General features: G+C 60.5%; 13 protein-coding genes and 1 tRNA gene. 11 read left to right on the top strand and 3 right to left on the bottom strand.

Annotated elements, in window-relative coordinates:
• The first annotated feature begins 151 nt into the window (after positions 1-151).
• The 6 genes from RDL77_RS04985 to RDL77_RS04960 all read left to right on the top strand — a co-directional run bounded on the left by RDL77_RS04985 (position 152) and on the right by RDL77_RS04960 (position 6,830).
• Positions 152-1,573 carry a short-chain fatty acyl-CoA regulator family protein gene (locus tag RDL77_RS04985; protein WP_288192020.1) on the top strand — a complete coding sequence of 474 codons (1,422 nt, stop codon included), beginning with the start codon at positions 152-154 and terminating at the stop codon, positions 1,571-1,573.
• A 96-nt stretch (positions 1,574-1,669) separates the two neighbouring features.
• Positions 1,670-2,617: a DMT family transporter gene (locus RDL77_RS04980; protein WP_288192019.1), complete on the top strand. Its 948-nt coding sequence runs from the start codon at positions 1,670-1,672 to the stop codon at positions 2,615-2,617.
• A 167-nt stretch (positions 2,618-2,784) separates the two neighbouring features.
• Positions 2,785-3,876: a polyamine ABC transporter substrate-binding protein gene (locus tag RDL77_RS04975; RefSeq protein WP_223611745.1), complete on the top strand. Its 1,092-nt coding sequence runs from the start codon at positions 2,785-2,787 to the stop codon at positions 3,874-3,876.
• 67 nt (positions 3,877-3,943) lie between these two features.
• Positions 3,944-5,089, top strand: a complete 1,146-nt coding sequence (locus tag RDL77_RS04970) for an ABC transporter ATP-binding protein (protein WP_223611743.1) — start codon at positions 3,944-3,946, stop codon at positions 5,087-5,089.
• A gap of 9 nt (positions 5,090-5,098) precedes the next feature.
• Positions 5,099-6,010: an ABC transporter permease subunit gene (locus RDL77_RS04965; RefSeq protein ID WP_288192018.1), complete on the top strand. Its 912-nt coding sequence runs from the start codon at positions 5,099-5,101 to the stop codon at positions 6,008-6,010.
• A gap of 1 nt (position 6,011) precedes the next feature.
• On the top strand, positions 6,012-6,830 hold the full coding sequence (locus RDL77_RS04960) for an ABC transporter permease (protein WP_223611740.1): 819 nt from the start codon (positions 6,012-6,014) through the stop codon (positions 6,828-6,830).
• A 12-nt stretch (positions 6,831-6,842) separates the two neighbouring features.
• On the opposite strand, the gene RDL77_RS04955 is transcribed toward RDL77_RS04960, so the two are convergent.
• Together RDL77_RS04955 and RDL77_RS04950 are read right to left on the bottom strand one after the other, a co-directional pair.
• Positions 6,843-8,795 (bottom strand): AsmA-like C-terminal region-containing protein, encoded by a 1,953-nt coding sequence (locus RDL77_RS04955; RefSeq protein ID WP_288192017.1) that lies wholly within the window; start codon positions 8,793-8,795, stop codon positions 6,843-6,845.
• Positions 8,796-8,972: 177 nt separating this feature from the next.
• A complete protein-coding gene (locus RDL77_RS04950; RefSeq protein ID WP_288192016.1) occupies positions 8,973-12,137 on the bottom strand; it encodes a histidine kinase dimerization/phospho-acceptor domain-containing protein in 3,165 nt (1,054 codons plus the stop codon).
• 290 nt (positions 12,138-12,427) lie between these two features.
• Here RDL77_RS04950 and RDL77_RS04945 point away from each other — a divergent pair, with 290 nt between their 5' ends.
• From RDL77_RS04945 to RDL77_RS04925, 5 genes are all read left to right on the top strand, one after another.
• Positions 12,428-12,883, top strand: a complete 456-nt coding sequence (locus tag RDL77_RS04945; RefSeq protein ID WP_105736338.1) for a phasin — start codon at positions 12,428-12,430, stop codon at positions 12,881-12,883.
• Positions 12,884-13,107: 224 nt separating this feature from the next.
• Positions 13,108-13,184 (top strand) — tRNA-His (locus tag RDL77_RS04940).
• A 206-nt stretch (positions 13,185-13,390) separates the two neighbouring features.
• Positions 13,391-14,068, top strand: a complete 678-nt coding sequence (locus tag RDL77_RS04935) for a response regulator transcription factor (RefSeq protein ID WP_223612394.1) — start codon at positions 13,391-13,393, stop codon at positions 14,066-14,068.
• Complete coding sequence (locus RDL77_RS04930) at positions 14,058-15,443, top strand: sensor histidine kinase (RefSeq protein WP_288192015.1); 1,386 nt, start codon at positions 14,058-14,060, stop codon at positions 15,441-15,443. Before RDL77_RS04935 ends, RDL77_RS04930 begins: the two co-directional genes overlap by 11 nt.
• On the top strand, positions 15,440-16,543 hold the full coding sequence (locus tag RDL77_RS04925; RefSeq protein ID WP_288192014.1) for an ABC transporter substrate-binding protein: 1,104 nt from the start codon (positions 15,440-15,442) through the stop codon (positions 16,541-16,543). Before RDL77_RS04930 ends, RDL77_RS04925 begins: the two co-directional genes overlap by 4 nt.
• A 1-nt stretch (position 16,544) precedes the next feature.
• On the opposite strand, the gene xseA is transcribed toward RDL77_RS04925, so the two are convergent.
• A complete protein-coding gene (xseA, locus tag RDL77_RS04920; RefSeq protein ID WP_288192012.1) occupies positions 16,545-18,128 on the bottom strand; it encodes an exodeoxyribonuclease VII large subunit in 1,584 nt (527 codons plus the stop codon).
• Positions 18,129-18,179: the final 51 nt, after the last annotated feature.

The following is an 18,179-nucleotide window of genomic DNA, read 5'->3' as shown; positions in this document are numbered from 1 at the left end:
TCCAATAAATATCGCCGTAATTGGCGGATTTATCGAGTTAGCATGTCTCTGCTTTGACAAATATGATTTGTAAATCTGTAAATTTTGTAATATTGGTTGATTGCCTGAAATTGTGTAAATTTTGTCAATATTGCTGACATAAGGGGTGGAAATGGCTGAAGGCAAGATTTTCGCCGGTCCCCGCATCCGGCGCATCCGCAATGAGCAGGGGCTGACGCAGACGGCCATGGCCGAAGCGCTGGGCATTTCGCCGTCCTACCTCAATCTCATCGAGCGCAACCAGCGTCCGCTGACGGTGCAGCTGCTGTTAAAACTGTCATCGACCTACAAGATCGAACTCGACACGCTGCAGGCCGAGACCGGCTCGTCCATGGCGGCACTGAAAGAAGTGTTTTCCGATCCTTTGCTCAATGGTGAATTGCCCGGCGACCAGGAGCTGATCGAGATCGGCGATGCCGCACCCAATGCGGCAGCCGGTGTCATCAAGCTTTATCGCGCCTACCGGGAATCGCTGGAGCGCCTGTCCGACCTCTCGGGAATGCTGGCAAAGGAAGGGCATGTGCCGTCGCTGTCGGCGACGCGTTTGCCGCTCAGCGAAGTGCGGGAAGTGCTGGAGCGCAAGCCCAATCATTTTGCCCGCATTGAAGGGGAGGTCGACAGCTTCATCCATCTGATCAAGCCGGGCGATGATCTCTCAGGCGCCTTGAAGGCATGGCTGAAAAGCGAGCACGGAATCACGGTGCGCGTCCTGCCGGTCGCGACCATGCCGAACTGGCGGCGGCGCTATGACCGCCATTCGCAGCGCCTGTTCATCTCGGAACGGCTGTCGCCATTCGATCAGCTGCGTGAACTGGCCATCGAGGCGGTGCTCATCCGCATGCAGGTGGTCATCGCGGCGGAGATTCAGGAGCTGAAGCTATCCTCCGACGAAGCGCGCCGCATCGCCCGGTTCGAATTTGCCCGCTATGCCGCCCAGGCCCTGATGATGCCGTATCAGGCGTTCCAGACCGCTGCCCTGCGCGCCCGCTATGATGTCGATGTGCTGCGCTCGCGTTTCAATGTCTCCTTCGAGCAGGCGGCCAATCGGTTGACGACCCTGCAAAGACAGGGGGCTGCCGGCATTCCGTTCTTCATGCTGGAGGTGGATCATGCGGGCAACCGCTTCCGCCGGGCCGGGGCACAGGGCTATCCGCAGTCGCGCTTCGGCGGCGAGTGTCCAAAGCTGGCGGTGCATGCCGCCTTTGCCCAGCCGGGGCAGATTCTGGTGGAAGCCATCGAGATGCCGGGTGGCGCTGAATTCATGACCATTGCCCGCACGCTTGAGGGGCCGCAAGGCAGTTTCAATGAACGCCCGCGGCGCACGGCGATCCTGCTCGGCTGCGATATCGGTTTCGCCGATGAAACGGTTTATGGCGCTGCGCTCGGCGGCAGGAATATCGGTGCGACGCCGGTCGGTCCGGCCTGCCGTCTCTGCGAGCGATCCGCCTGTCTTTCGCGTGCCGAGCCGCCGGTCACCCGTCCGCTGGGGCTGGATGAGATGGTGACGGGCCTGAGTGCTTTCGATTTTCAATGATGCCGCTGGATTTGCGGGCGAAAACGATGCAGAAAGCGACAATCGCCAGTCGTTTCCCAAACTCACCGCAGATTTGAAATTTGGCATTGTACCCGCATGAGTGTTTCGTCCGTCCCGCTGCCGCCGGTTGCTGCGCCCGATCCCGCCAAGAGCGCGTCGGAGACCGCGGTCGGCTGCCTGCTGGTTGCGGGCTCGGCAATCGCCTGGAGCACGGGCGGTGCTCTGACCCGTTTTCTTGAAACCACGGATAACTGGACCGTGGTGTTCTGGCGGTCCGTATTCGCCGGGCTTTTCCTTTTGTGTTTCATGCTGGTCCGCGATGGTCCGCACGGAACGTTGCGGCTGTTCCGCAACATGGGGCTGGCCGGGGTGGGCGTCGGCATCTGTTTTGCCATCGCGTCGTCCTGCTTCATCGTTGCCCTGTCCTACACGACGGTCGCCAATGTCCTGCTGCTCCAGGCGGCGGTGCCGCTGCTGGCGGCGCTGATTTCCTGGGTGCTCTTTCGCGAAAGGGTCAGCCTTGCAACCTGGGGTGCCATTGCCGTGGTGATTGCCGGCGTTGCCATCATGGTTTCCGATTCGCTGGATGGCGCGGTTTCCCCCATCGGCGACCTTCTCGCCTTGCTGATTGCCATCGCCTTTGCGTCCGCCACGGTGATCACGCGGCGCAAGGCGCATCTGCGCATGACACCCGCGGTTTTTCTCGGCGTGGTGATGGCCGCCTGTGCGGCCTCGGTGATGAGCGGATCATTCTCGGCGAGCGCGCGGGATTTCGGTTTCCTGTTTGCTCTTGGGGCCGTCAATCTTGGTCTTGGCCTTGCCCTTTTCGTCAGCGGCGCCCGTCTTATCCCCTCGGCGCTCGCCGCATTGATCGGAACGCTCGAGCCTGTGCTCGGGCCCGTCTGGGTCTGGCTTTTACACAATGAAGTGCCGACGCAGCGCACCATCATCGGCGGCGGTATCATCCTTTGTGCGTTGCTCTTTCATCTGGGCTGGGAATACCGGCGCCAGCGTGCGGCTTCGACACGAAAGCCACCAGCCTGACGCCGTGCACCAAAATGCGGCGATCAAAATTGCGTTGATCAGCAACTTTAGATGAGGGAGTTGCTGCAACCCTGTTGACGAAGTGATCGCAATCTAAAAAGGTAGGGGAAATTTGGGAACCCCTGGCACGGCTGAAAGATCGGGTGCCAGCAGCATGGAGGCATTTTATGGGTATCAAATCCATCCTTTTAACGGCCACTTTCGCCCTTGGGCTTGCCACGGCAGCCGGCGCGCAGGAACGCGTTGTCAATGTCTACAACTGGTCCGATTATATTGATGACAGCATCCTGGCTGACTTCACCAAGGAAACGGGCATCAAGGTTGTCTATGATACCTTCGACTCCAATGAAATCCTCGAAACCAAGCTGCTGGCAGGCGGAACCGGTTACGACGTCGTTGTTCCAACCGCATCCTTCCTGCAGCGCCAGATTGCCGCCGGTGTGTTCCAGAAGCTCGACAAGTCGAAGCTGCCGAACCTGAAGAACATGTGGGATGTGATCAACCAGCGCATCGAAAAATATGATCCGGGCAATCAGTACGCTGTCGACTACATGTGGGGCACAACGGGCCTTGGCTACAATGTCGACAAGATGAAGGAAATTCTCGGAACGGATGCGCGTCCGAACTGGGATATCCTGTTCAAACCGGAAATGGCGGCCAAGTTCAAGGATTGCGGTGTCCATGTGCTTGATTCTGCCTCGGATGTCCTGCCGTCCACGCTGGCCTATCTCGGCCTCGATCCGGACAGCAAGAATCCCGACGATCTCGCCAAGGGCGCGGACCTGTTGACAGCGGTTCGCCCGTCGATCCGCAAGTTCCATTCGTCGGAATATATCAATGCACTCGCTGCCGGCGATATCTGTCTGGCACTCGGCTATTCCGGCGACATCCTGCAGGCCAAGTCGCGTGCGGAAAAGGCCAATGCCGGCGTGAAGCTGGACTACGCCATTCCGTCACAGGGTGCGCAGATGTGGTTTGACGTGATGGCCATCCCTGCCGATGCACCGCATGTGGCCGAAGCGCACGAGTTCATCAATTACATCATGCGTCCGGAAGTTGCAGCGAAAGCCTCGAACTTCGTGTCCTATGCCAATGGCAACAAGGCCTCGCAGGAATTCATCGACAAGGCCATTCTGGAAAATCCGTCGGTCTATCCGGATGCGGCCACATTGGCCAAGCTCTTTACCGTGACGCCTTACGACACGAAAACGCAGCGAACCGTCACGCGGCTCTGGACCAAAGTGGTAACAGGCCAGTAAATCTCGAGAAAACCCCGGCAGAAAATGCCGGGGTTTTTAACGTCAAGACCAAAATGCCGGGGCAATCATGAAATCACTGGGAAGCTTTCGCCGTAAATTCGCACCTTGGAATGATCCTGAAGCAAAACCCTATATTTCCTTCGAGAATGTAACCAAAAAGTTTGGTGACTTTACCGCGGTCGATGACTTGTCCCTGACGATCTACAATCGTGAATTCTTTGCCCTTCTCGGCGCATCCGGCTGCGGCAAGTCCACGCTCCTGCGCATGCTGGCCGGATTTGAAGAACCGACCTCGGGCCGTATCCTGCTGGACGGTCAGGATATGCGCGGCATCCCGCCCTACAAGCGGCCGGTCAATATGATGTTCCAGTCCTATGCCCTGTTCCCGCACATGACGGTCGAGGGCAACATCGCTTTCGGCCTGAAGCAGGATGGCATGCCGAAGAATGAAATCGACGCGCGTGTTGCGGAAATGCTCAAGCTGGTCAAGCTCGAGCAGTTCGCCAAGCGCAAACCGCATCAGCTGTCCGGCGGCCAGCGTCAGCGCGTGGCGCTTGCCCGCTGCGTTGCCAAACGGCCAAAGGTCCTGCTTTTGGACGAACCGTTGGGGGCACTCGACAAGAAGCTGCGTGAAGAAACGCAGTTCGAGCTGATGGACCTGCAGATGAAGCTTGGCCTGACCTTCGTCGTCGTGACGCACGACCAGGAGGAGGCCATGACCATGGCCGATCGCATCGCCGTCATGGACAAGGGCAAAGTCAAGCAGGTGGCAACGCCCGCGGAAGTCTACGAAGCCCCGAATTCCAAGTTTGTGGCGGATTTCATCGGGAATGTGAACATGTTCGAAGGTACGGCCTCGACAGTGATGCCCGGCAAGGTCGACATCGATGTCCCGGCCGACAGGATCACCATTCGCACGGATGCAACGCGCGACTGCTCCACCGGCCAGTCCGTCGGGTTTGCCATCCGCCCGGAGAAGATCCGCCTCAGCCGCAAGGAACCGGCAAACACTGCTGTCAACGCGGCGCATGGCGAACTCTACGATATCGCCTATTTCGGCGACATGACGGTTTTCCACGTCCGGCTTGAAAGTGGCCGGATCATCAAGGCTGCCAGTTTGAATGCGGTGCGCACGGTCGAAGACCCGCTTGGCTATGACGACAAGGTCTGGGTCAATTTCGATACCGACGCCGGCATCCTGTTGACGGCTTAGGGGGCTGCCATGCAAAAATTGATCGCGTCCGTCGTCAGCCGCCTCGTCATCAGCGTTCCCTATCTGTGGATGCTGATTTTCTTCCTCATCCCGTTCATCATCGTCTTCAAGATTTCACTCTCGCAAGTGACGATGGCGATACCGCCCTATACGCCGACGATTGATGTCTGGGCGGGCTGGCAGGGGCTGATCAACAGCGTGTCGCAGTTCTCCTGGGACAATTATACCTTCCTCGGCAGCGACCCGCTCTATGTCAAAGCCTATCTGTCCAGCGTGATCATTGCCGCCATTTCGACATTCCTGACGCTGCTGGTGGGCTATCCCATCGCCTACGGCATGGCGCGCGCGCCCGCCACCGTCCGGTCAACCCTGCTGATGCTGGTGATCCTGCCCTTCTGGACAAGCTTCCTTATCCGCGTCTATGCGTGGATCGGTATTCTCAAGCCTGAGGGGCTGCTCAACCAGTTTCTTATGTGGGCCAATGTCATCCACACGCCCCTGAACATTCTCAACACCAATACCGCGGTGCTGATCGGCATTGTCTATTCCTATCTGCCGTTCCTGGTGCTTCCGATCTATTCGACGCTGGAAAAGATGGATTATTCCCTGGTTGAGGCGGCGGAAGATCTTGGCTGCCCGCCCATCACCGCCTTCTGGAAGATCACGTTCCCGCTGTCGCTGCCCGGCGTTGTCGCCGGATGTTTCCTTGTCTTCATTCCGGCCGTCGGCGAATTCGTTATTCCCGATCTTCTCGGCGGGTCGGAGACATTGATGATCGGCAAAACCCTGTGGAACGAGTTCTCCGCCAACCGTGACTGGCCGCTGTCTTCCGCGGTCGCCGTGGTTCTGCTGGCGCTGCTCGTCGTGCCCATCGTGCTGTTCCAGCGGTCGGAAGCCAAAGCCCAGGAAAGCGAGAAGTGACATGAACACCACCTGGTCCCGCTTCAATATCGTCTCGCTGGTCATCGGTTTCGCGTTCCTGTACCTGCCGATCGTGCTGCTGGTTGTCTTCTCGTTCAATGAATCCCGCCTCGTCACCGTATGGGCCGGCTTCTCGACCAAATGGTATGTGTCGCTGTTCAACAACAAGAGCTTTATCGATGCGGCGTGGGTGACCATCCGCGTCGGGTTGATCTCGGCGACCTTCGCGACGATCCTCGGAACGCTCGGTGCCCTCGCGCTCACCCGCTATACCCGTTTCCGCGGGCGGATGCTGTTTTCAGCGATGATCTATGCGCCGCTGGTGATGCCCGAAGTCATCACCGGCCTGTCGCTGCTCCTGCTGTTCGTCGCCATTGGCTTTGACCGGGGTATCTGGACCGTCACGCTCGCCCACATCACATTCACCATGTGTTTCGTGGCCGTCGTGGTGCAGTCGCGCCTGGTCACGTTCGACCGTTCGCTCGAAGAGGCGGCCATGGATCTCGGGGCGACGCCGGTCACCACCTTCTTCAAGGTTACCCTGCCGGTGATCATGCCGGCGGTGGTATCCGGTTGGATGCTCGCCTTCACGCTGTCGCTCGATGATCTCGTGATTTCAAGCTTCACTTCGGGTCCCGGTGCCACCACCCTGCCCATGCGCATTTACTCGCAGGTGCGTCTCGGGGTGACGCCGGAGATCAATGCCGCCTGTACCATCCTGATTGCCGTCGTCGCGGTGGGGGTGGTGATCGCGTCGATTGCCAACAAGCGCCGCGAGGTGCAGAAGGCGCGTGACGAGCAGGCCGCTGCCCGTCACTAACCTCTCGATGCACTAATTCGCCGGTGCAATGATCGGCGAGATAAACGGATTGTCCCAGGAACCGCCGATAAAGAAGCGCGTGTGGTTGAATACTGGCGCAGGCTTCTGCTCGGCGGGTGCGGCTTGCGCCGTCGCGTCAGCGGGCGCTGGAGCAGGGGCTGCTGTTGCCGCTGGCGCCGGTGCGGGTACCGGTGCCGCAGCAGCAGGAACAGGCACCGCATAGTCTCCCGTCAAGGCCAGGCTCTTGCCGATAAGGGTGACAATGCCGGCAAAGCTCAGCACGCCGGATTTCATCTGGACTTGTGCGGTCTCGAGGGCTGCCACACCGTCCATGATATTGGCCTTGATCTCCATCCGGTCGAATGCCAGCCAGGCGTCGGTTTTTTCATTCAGGCTGAAAAACCGGTCCGTTTTGGCCCGGTTGAGCAGATTGTTGAAATCGATGCTTTTGATCTGCCCCGTGCCGAAGCGCATGCTGAGGGTGCCCTTGGCGTTCTCCATGGCCGATGACCACCGGGAGATCGGTCCCTTGAGAAGAAGGGATATCGTGCCTTTGCCGAGCTCGAACCGGTTGCCAAGCCCCAGCAGCGGAGCGATCGCCGCGCTGTTCACATCCGTGCCGTTGAGACGCAGTTCACCCGTGGCGCCGCCATCGCCTTCTTCGGCCAGCTGGAAACTTGCGGCAATGGAGCCGTTGAAGGCTGCGGCCTCGCCGATGTCGAAAATGGCCCGGCCGTTGCGAACCTGCGCGGTTGCGGCAACATTCGTCAGATTGACCGAGCCCGCCGTGGCCTTCTGGGTGGAGACGCGCAGGTCCACATTGGCCTGCTTGAGGAAGCGGGTATCGATAACCGCATTGGCATTGGCCGACCCGTCGGGCAGCGGCATGAAGCCTGACAGCACGGAGCGGAGGTCAAGCGTCTCGAAGGCGAGCGTGCCGGTGATGCTTGGCGTTCCATCGTTCAGGACGATTTCAATGCCGCCCTTTGCCGGATTGTTGTTCAGGGTTGCCGTCAAACCGTCGAGCTTCATGCGGTTGGCCGAGCCGGAAACCGTGGCGTCGAGGGCGAAGCTGCCAATCGGCGCGCCGGGAATGGATGGAGTCTTCGACCATTCCAGCGTCCGGCGCAGGGACGGGGAGGTTAGCGACAGGGTGCCTTGAAAGAACTGGTTCTTGGCAATATTGGCCGAGCCGTTGAAAGCAAGGGTGAGCGGCGTCGATGTCAGGTTCACCTGCAGCGGGCTGGTGCCGCCGGCCAGCAGCAGCAGCGCCTTGCTGGCGGAGCTGTCGATCTCGGTTTCCTCGCCATGCCAGATGGCATTGCCGCGGAAGCTGGCGACGCCCGAGGTCTGCGGCCATTCAAAAACGCCGCTGATGCTGGAAATCTGCTCTTCCGACCCGTTGAGCGGCCGCTTGAACGTCACCATCGCATCTTCGAGCCGGATACGTCCGAACGGCTGCGACGACACATTGCTCATATCCGGTTTTGCCGGATTGGCCTCGATGGCAGCCCGTGCCTCGCGCATGACGTCGCCGATGCGCCCATCGGTTTTTGCCAGGGATTCGCCGATCTGCGACAGGCTTTTGATCGGCTCGTCGATGACAAAACGCGGCCGGATGATGGTTGTCTCGGTGAATTCGGTCCGGCCCATCAGCGCGGAAAGCAGCGACAGATCGACTTCGATGCGTTCGGCTTTCATGAAGGGCGTGCCTTCACTCTGCCAGGGATTGCGGATGGTCACGTCGGCGAGCGAGGCGGAAAAGACCGGAAAGAACGAAATTTGCGGCGTCTGCCGCGATTCGACACTGTAGCCGGTCCAGTTGCTGAGTTCCTGAATGAGCCGGGCACGGATGACATCCGTGCTGACGAGATAGGGAATAGCGGCGAGAAGTCCCGCGGCGACGAGAGCCAATGCGATGATTGTCGCGAATATGTTCCTCGGCCGGTACCAGGACATGAACATTCCGATGTCTGCTGTTCTTCCGGCTGCACGCCGGAAGGTTTTACGCTTCTCCATCTACGGTTTAGCGATGATGCGTTGCAATTCAAGGGCCAGAGATCGTCAGGCGCCAATTTGTTGCAGAGCGTTTGCCATCGCATTGCGGACTGAATGAGGCGATGGGAAGCTGTCTTACAATTTTCAGTCGGCGAGAACGCGGGTCGACGGAAAACTGATTTCGACCATCGTGCCGCGCCCCGGCGCGGAATCGATGGCGAAGCTTGCGCGGTTTGCCTCGGCCATGGCCTTTGTCAATGGCAGGCCGAGACCCGTGCCGTCGGTGCGCGCATGTTTCGGTGTGGTGATCTGCTTGTACGGGCGCAGGGCCTGTTCGACTTCCTGCCGCGTCATGCCGATACCGGTATCGCGCACCCGCAGGAGCACGTCGCCGCTGGGTTCGTAACTGGTCGAAACGATCACCTGTCCGCCCGGTCCGGTAAAACGCACGGCGTTCGACAGGAGGTTGAGGGCAATCTGGGTGATCGACCGCTGATCGGCGACAATATCGGGCAGGCGCGAGGTAAGACTGGAGCGGATGATCACCCGCTCACGGTTTGCCTGCGGCTGCATGATCGCCACGGCCTCGGTGAGAGCGTCGTTCAGCGAAACCGCCTGGAAGTCGAACTCCACCGCACCCGCCTCGATCTTGGAAATGTCGAGGAGGTCATTGACCAGCGACAGAACGTGATTGCCGGAACGGCTGATATCGTGGAGATAGTCGCGATACCGCTCATTGCCGACAGGGCCGAATTTTTCGTCCGCCATCAACTCGGAAAAACCGATGATGGCGTTGAGTGGCGTGCGGATTTCATGGCTGATCCGGGCGAGGAATTCGCTCTTCTGGCTGGAGGTGCGCTCTGCCTCGCGCTTGGCGCTGAGCAGCTCTTCCTCGGCCTGTTTCCAATGGGTGATGTCCCGCAACACGACGCAAAAGCCTTTTGACGCATCGAGCTTGCCGATGGTCATGAACAGCGGGATGAACCGCCCCTTGCTTTCGCGGCCGATGACCTCGCGGCCGTCATTGAGAACGCTGGCAACCCCGTTGTCCGACAGGCTGCTGACATAGTCCATGGCCGTCCGCTGGCTCTCGATGGCAAAGAGCAGGGAGAACGCCTTGCCTTCCACGTCTTCCGGATTATAGCCAAACAGCGCCGCCGCCGAATGATTGACCGAACGGATGGCACCGGCGGAATCAAGCAGGATAACCCCATCCGTCGCGGTATCAAGAATCGCATTCAGCTCGTCGATGCGGGTTTGCAGGAGCTGCCGCTCGCTGTCGTCGAACCGCTGTTCCGGCGATTGCACCACGGGCGGCTGCGCCTCAGGCGACAGGGCCAGCAACAAGGCGCGTTCGCCGTCCTCGTCCCAGCGCACGGCCTGAAGGTGCGCCTGAACGCGCCGGGTCGTGCCATCGCTCAGACGCAGGTTCACACCGTCCGCCGTCTCGCTGTCGGCCTGTTCCGGATTCTCGGCGAAAAGTGCATTCAGGCCGCCTGCCGCGTTGATGCTCGCATGCGTTTCATAAAGCGTGGCGTCGAGCAGGGCCGTGTTGGCATAGAGAAGAATGCCATGGCGATGGATGAGGACCGGAAGAGGCAGGGCCGCCAGAACAGCGGTATCGACGCCTTGCCGGGCTTGTGTGCGGATATTCTCGGCAAAATCCGTCTGCGGTGCCGGATCGGCTGCAGTTGCCTTTGCCTCTTTGTCTGCCGACACGGTGAAACCGGGGCCGACGACTTCCGCATCGGGAACCGGCGGCACGACCGGATTGGGCACTGCCGGCTGTTCCGATGGCGCTTCGGCATTGGTTACGGCAGCCGCAGGGGCAGCTTCCTTCGGGTTGTCGGCCAGAACTTCGCGGCGCAGCCGTTCGGCGATTTCCCTGAAGGCATTGCGTTCCGCATCGTTCAGGCGCCCGTCATCGCGCGGAAGACGGTTGGTCTTCAACGGGATGACATTGCCTTCGATGATTTCAGCCCTGGCTTCGTCGCGGGCAGGCTCAACCGGTGCGGCGGGTGTGATGGCAATGGCGGGTTTTTCGCCATTGAATGCATCGACGGGAGCAACGGGCTTGGGCGCGAGCGCCTTGCCGATCGCCTCGGGATCGGTCGTAACGTCACCCATGCGGGCAACGCCGAACCCGCGAAAGCCCATGAACACCCGCTCGCGCGAATAGATCGGCAGGGCCGCCAGTTCGATGGGCACACGTAAATCGGTGCCTTCGATCGGCCACAGGACGGAGCGGCCCGACCATGTGTCGCGCCGTTCGAGAAGTTCAGCAATCTCGCCGCTGCTGTCGAGCCCGTAGACGTTGGCGACGTCGCGGAAGGATTTTCCGATGACCGCCGCCGAGTTGGGACCTACCGCGCCGACAAATTCGGGAGATATTTCGTCGAAATGCGCATCCGCATCCACCTTCCAGACAAAACGGACGGGGTTGTCGGAGGGCCTGTACTGAAAAGGTTCATCCTCGGACGCCGCGTTTTCCGCCTGTTGCCCCGCTGGTTCAACGGCAGTGGTGCTGCGCGGCGGTTCCGTGGCTTCGACGCCGCTGTCCCGGACATCATGGACAACGGTGATGGGCGGTGCCGCGGGCGGTTCGGGCTGCTTGTCCGCGGCTTTTACCGGTTGCTCTGCGCTTGCATGGACGTCGCGGATGGCGAAGAGAAGATGCAGGGCAGGGCTGTCGGTCAACCGCGCTATGCCGGCCGGCACAAAACCGTTGGCTGTCTGCACCGGGCGTTTCACCAGCCGGTTGCGTTCGAGGCGCACTTCGCGCACCAGATCGCCCAGCATCTTGTCGTTGAAGCCGATGCTGCGGAACTGCTCGGAGGCTGCCAAGACCGTGCCGGCGGCATCGATCATGGCCGCATGGGTGGTGCTGTCTCCAAAGCCCTTGATGGCCAGCGCGGCGATCTCCGCTTCGGATGTCAGTCGAGCCGTATTGGCGACGGACAGCAGGATGGCGGCTTCGCCGCGCGGCAGGGTCAGGTCGCTTGCCTGGAATGTCAGGATGCGGCTGGCCAAGCCGAAGGCCACGCGCAATGACACCGTGCGGCCATGGCCGATGGCAGGGAAACCGTCGAGCGCCATGAGCTGGCGTCTTGCCTGTACATTGAGCACGGAGCCGGCATCGAGAATATCGTCGATGGTCGCATAGCCAAGCGCGCTTGCACCCTGGCCATTCGCCCAGATGACATTCTCCAGATCCGGCGAAATGACCACAAGCGCATCGCCATTGGCAAAATGCTCGCGAATTTCATCCAGAACGGCAATATCGATGAATGGGTAAGTTCCAGACGTCATCGTTTGACCGGTGCACTCCACAATAAAGCATCCGCTGTCTGCGGATTGTCTTAATACTCTGTTAATAATCGTCTGGCGATCAATCGTCCACTCACAGTCCCTTACGTCACACGTCTTTCTCTTGGTTTAGTTAACTTGGAAGACGCTCCACAAAAATATTTGGATGAAAAATCAGACGTTTGATTGTGCGGTGCGAAAGAAATGTTGCAATGCACAATAAATTGGGTTATACACATGTCATGAATTCACAAGCAGTCGCATAGACCGGCTGCACATGGAAGGAACATATTATGAGCAAGACCACCAAACAGACTGCTGATGCGTTCTCGATCCCTGCCTTTGATGCGACCGCTGTAACCGATCAGGTTCGCGAATTCACCGAGAAGGGCGTTGCCCAGTCCAAGGAAGCCTATGCCAAGATCAAGGATCAGGCCGAAGCTGCCCAGAAGACACTCGAAAGCACGTTTGAAACTGCACAGTCGAACACCGCTGCTCTCTCCCTCAAGGCTCTGGCTGCGCTGCGCGCCAACACCGAAGCCAGCTTCGCTCATATCGAAGCCCTGATCGGTGTTAAGTCTTTCGGCGAAGTCATCGAACTGCAGAGCGCATTCGTTCGCAAGCAGGCTGAAGCCCTGACCGACCAGGCCAAGGAATTCCAGACAGTTGCAACCAAGGCTGTTGAAGAAATCTCCGCTCCGGTCAAGTCGGCTGTCGAGAAGGCAATCAAGGACGTCAAGGTCGCCTGATTTAAAGGCCTTTGATGAAAAAATACTCCGGCGGCCCTCCTCCTCCCGGCCGCTGGACAAGCAAGACCCGATAGTTCCTCCCGTATGGGTCTTGCATTAATGGAAAAGGCCGGTTCCTCCCCCGGCCTTTTCTTTTTTGTTGGTTTTTACCTTTCTGTTGCATCGGGTGCTTGCCAAAAGCATCAATCTTACGTATGTGACCCCTGTCGAAAAGAAGACGGTGCGCGGTCGTAGCTCAGTTGGTTAGAGCGCAGGATTGTGGCTCCTGAGGTCGGTGGTTCGAATCCACCCGTCCGTACCACTTCTTCCCAAAGCTCCCTAAAATACAAAGCCGAATGAAACCAGCCGTGACTGCGGTGCGGTGTCTTTGTGCGCTGCGGCTGATGCCGTGAACCGGCAGCTGCGCCTGTTCTCAAGCCGGTCTCGCCGCCCGGTGCATTCAATCCCTGCATGGTAAAAGCATTCATCGTCAATTGATCCCGGCGGGCGTTCATGCCAATGAAAACCATGCGCATATTGCTGGTTGAGGATACGCATGATGTGGGGGAGGCTATCGCCAAGCGTTTCGAGGCGATCGGCCATGCTGTCGATTGGGAAACCGACGGCCGTGCCGCGGCGGAAATCATCGATTTCACTGAATATTCGCTGATCATCCTCGATGTCATGCTGCCGGGCATGGACGGCTTTGAGATTCTCAAGCGCCTGCGCAGATCCGGCAATGCCGTTCCCGTCCTCGTGCTGACGGCGCGTTCCGAGATCGAGGACCGCGTCGGCGCCCTCGATCTGGGGGCGGATGATTATCTCGTCAAGCCCTTCGATTTTCGCGAGCTTGAAGCGCGCGCCCGCGTGCTGATCCGGCGGCGCACCGGCGGCGAGGCGACCAATCTGATCAAATGCGGCGATATCGCCATCGACCGCGGCGCACGGTCCGTCCATGTCGGCAAGCGCGAAGTCCAGTTGAAGCGGCGCGAACTGACATTGCTTGAAGTCATGGCGGCGCGGCCCGGCCGCGTTTTCAGCAAGGACGAACTGCTCGACCAGATCTTCGGGTTCGACGAGGCCGCCAATGCCAACGCCATCGAGCTCTATGTCGGCCGGTTGCGCAAGAAACTGGAAGGCGCGCAGGCGCGCATCGTGACAGTGCGCGGGCTCGGCTATCAACTGGTGGCCGGCGATGCAGCATGAGCCGTCCCTCTTTGCCCGTCTGGCCCGGCGTATTTCGCTGGTTCTGGGTATCGGTGCGGCGATTCTTGTCAGCGCGGCCTGGTATTACGCGGAAACAGCGGCCGACAAGGCCTATGACCGGCTGCTTGTCGGCGCTGCCCTGCAAATGGCCGAGAGTCTTTCCGTCGAAAGAGGCGCGCTCAGCGCCCGTTTGCCCACATCGGCATTCGAATTGCTGGGACTGGCCGAACGCGACCGGATTTTCTACCGCGTCATCGATACCAACGGCAAGACCGTGACCGGATATGATGATCTGCAAAACCCGGCGCCATCGGACGGCGCGCGCGACGCCGTCAGCATCAGCGAAGGTATCTACAAGGGCGAGGCGGTGCGCATCGCCCGCGCCACCCGCGTGCTGGCGGACCCGTCGGTGACGGGGCATGCCTATGTCGTCGTGGCGCAGACCAACGAGGCGCGCTCCGCCCTGACGCGGGAACTGACGCTGCGTGCCACCATCCTTGTCGTCGTCATGAGCTTTCTCGCCTTTGCCGGTGCCATGCTGGCCATCCGCTATGCCTTGCAACCCGTGGAGCGATTGGGGGCGGCTGTGCGCCGCCGTGACCCGCATGACCTGACGCCCGTCTCGGTCGGCGTTCCGCGCGAACTCGATCCGTTTGTCAGTTCCATCAATCATTTCATGGGCCGCCTGAATGAACGCGTCGACCTGCTGCAACGGTTCATCGCCGATGCTGCCCATCAGATCCGGACACCGCTGACGGCCCTGTCCGCACAGATCGACCTTCTTGGGCATGACAAGCTGGACAAGACCGGACGGCAGCATTTCGAGCGGGTGCAGCAGCGCACCGGCGAGCTGGCGCGCCTGACCAACCAGTTGCTCAGCCACGCCATGGTCATCCACCGCGCCGACTCCATCCAGCTCGAGCCGATCAGCCTCGTCGATGTGGCCCGCCGTGCCTACCGCGCCGCCATTCCCATCACCGTGGACCCCGATATCGTCATCTCGTTCGAAGCGCCCGATGACCGCCCCTTTGTCCTCGGCGATGCGGTCAGCCTGCGCGAGGCTATCGTCAATGTCATCGACAATGCCCTGCGGCACGGAACGGATCAGCGGCTTGAGGTGCGGGTGCGCTCCGATGCGCTCGACGCCTATGTCGAGGTCGAGGATGACGGCCCCGGCATTCCGCCGGAAGGCTGGGAAAAAGCCACCCAGCGTTTCGCAACGTCGAAATCGCACGAAGGCAGTTCCGGCCTTGGCTTCGCCATTGCCCAGGAAGTCGTCAATGCCCATGGCGGCACGCTGGGTTTTCGCGCACGGGACGAGAAGAGCTTCACGGTTATCCTGACATTGCCGTTGCACAAGGGGCCCGCGAAATGATGAAACGTTTCACGGCCGCCCTGATTGCCACGATCCTAGCCCTGACATCGCAGGTTCTGGCGGCAACGGACAATCATACGCGATTTCCGGCGCTACAGACGGAAACCGGCAAGCTGACGATCTATTCGACCACCGATCTGGCCGCCATGAAGCCGTTGATTGACGATTTTCAGCGCACCGCGCCGGGCATATCGATTGATTACATCGAGTATCTCACCAATGAACTGCATGCGCTGGCCAGTGAGGCCTGCCGCAAGGACGAGCCGCTCGGAGACCTGCTCCTGTCGTCGTCGGTGGATCAGTTGCTGAAACTGGCCAATGATGGCTGTGCCGCGTCCCACACATCGCCGGAAACGCTGCGTGTGGCGGATTGGGCCAACTGGCGCGACGAGGTTTTTGGTTTCACCTATGAACCGGCCGTCTTCGTCTACAACACCCGCAAGGTCCCGCCGGCCGAGGTGCCGCGCACCCATGTGGAACTCGCCGACCTCCTGCGCGAACGTCTCGATTACTATCGCGGCCGTGTCGGCACCTACGATATCCGCCTCTCGGGCATCGGCTATTTGCTGGCCTTCAACGACGCCCGGCAGACGAACACCGTCTTTGGCCGCTTGCTGGAAAGCATGGCACGCGCTTCTGCGGTGGCGCGATGCTGCACCGGCGAAATTCTCGAGGAGGTGGCGAGCGGCCGCCTCTATATCGGCTACAACATGCTGGGTTCCTATGCCTATGACGCGGCGCGAAGGCATCCGGACCTCAGGGTTGTCGTGCCGCGGGACTATACGCTGGTGCTCAGCCGCGGAGCGCTCATTCCCAAATCCGCAGAGCGCAGCGACCTTGGCGCGCAGTTCCTGGATTATCTCCTGTCGGAGCGCGGCCAGTCGATCGCGCGGAGCAATGCGTTCTATTTTTCCGAAACGGGCGGCCTGCCGCCGGATGTCGACGGGCCGCAGAACCTGAAGGAATCGGGAATTGCGCAACCCATCCGCATCGGGCCGGGGTTGCTGGCAGTGCAGGATTGGGCGCAGAGACAGCGCTTCATCGAGGATTGGTCGCGCTCATTGATCGAGCTCAACAGCCCGGAATGGACGCGGGAGTAAATTAAAAAAGCGAGCCTTGGTCCGTGCCGGGCGCGACAGGCTTCTTTGCCGGAGCCGGGCGTTCCGGCTTTGGCCGCACAGGGTTAATGTCGCCTTCTCCGGCGACAGCCTGAACCTCGCCATCCTGGAAGCGCAGCGTCAGGTGATCGCCGCTGCCGACCGCCGCCGCGCGCTTTACCGGCGCTCCCGCTGGATCGAGCACGATGGCAAAACCGCGCTCGAGTACGCTCTCGTGCGAAAGCGTTTTCATCAACCGTTCGAGTTCGCCGCCGCGCCGTCTGGCCCGGTCCAGCCTGATGCCGATGGCCTGATCCTGCCGCCGTTCCAGCTGGGTGAGCGATTGGCGGCCCCGCACGGCAAGGCGGGCAATCGGTTCAGGCGACAGACGCTGGGTATGACGGGCAAAGACAGCGCGCCGGTCACGCAGGAAGACGCTCAGGCTGCGCGGCAGGCGGTCGCCGAAAACAGTCACTTCCCGCTGCTTTTCGCGGAACCGCTGCTGCAGGACCCGCGGCGACAATTGCCGGGCGCGACCATCGAAATGCGCACGCTTTTTCTGGGTGTTCGCCTGCAGGGCGCGGCCGAGCCGGGCGGCGGTTTCGTCGAAATGCCGCCGGGGCAGGGCAAGCAGCTGGTCGGCGGAGGGCAGGGCGCGAGACAGGGCGCGCTGGGCCTGACGGCGATTGTCGAGGTAACGCGACATGCCCGCCGCCAGCCGCGCGCCATAGGTTGCAACGCTCGCCTGCAGGTCAGCCCGCACGGGTACGGCCATCTCAGCCGCGCCGGTCGGTGTTGGAGCACGGACGTCGGCGGCAAGATCGATCAGCGTCCAATCCGTTTCGTGCCCGACGGCTGAAATGACAGGAATATCGGAGGCCGCAACGGCGCGCACGACGATTTCGTCATTGAACCCCCAGAGATCTTCCAGGCTGCCGCCGCCACGTGCCACGATCAGTACATCGGGCCGGGGCAAGGCGCCGCCCGGCTGCAGGGTGTTGAAGCCATTGACGGCGGCGGCCACTTCCGCGCCGGAGGTTTCGCCCTGCACGCGCACCGGCCAGACCAGCACATGCAGCGGAAAGCGGTCGGTAATGCGGTGAATGATATCGCGGATAACCGCGCCGGTGGGCGAGGTGACCACACCGATGACGCGCGGCATGAAGGGCAGCAATTGCTTGGCGGCCGGATCGAACAGGCCTTCAGCACCGAGCTTGCGCTTGCGTTCCTCCAGAAGCGCCATCAAAGCCCCGGCACCGGCCGGTTCCATCTGCTCGATGACGATCTGGTATTTCGACGAGCCGGGATAGGTGGTCAGCTTGCCCGTCGCGATGACTTCCATGCCCTCTTCGGGCTGGAATTTCAGCCGACTCATGCTGCCGCGCCAGACGACGGCCTCGATACGGGCCTTGTCGTCCTTCAGGGAAAAATAGGCATGGCCCGAGGAATGGGGGCCGCGATAACCGGAAATTTCGCCGCGCACACGCACATGGCCGAACGTGTCCTCAACAGTGCGCTTTAGCGCTCCCGAGATTTCGGATACGGAATATTCGGCAACGTTGGACGTCGATTCGGACTTTTCGGTCATTCCCTATTCCTAACGGGGTGATGAATGGCGTCAAGTCTTGGAGGCCTGTGT

Source organism: uncultured Phyllobacterium sp. (assembly GCF_902479695.1).
Classification (GTDB): domain Bacteria; phylum Pseudomonadota; class Alphaproteobacteria; order Rhizobiales; family Rhizobiaceae; genus Phyllobacterium; species Phyllobacterium calauticae.
This window is presented reverse-complemented; position numbering and strand designations above follow the sequence as displayed.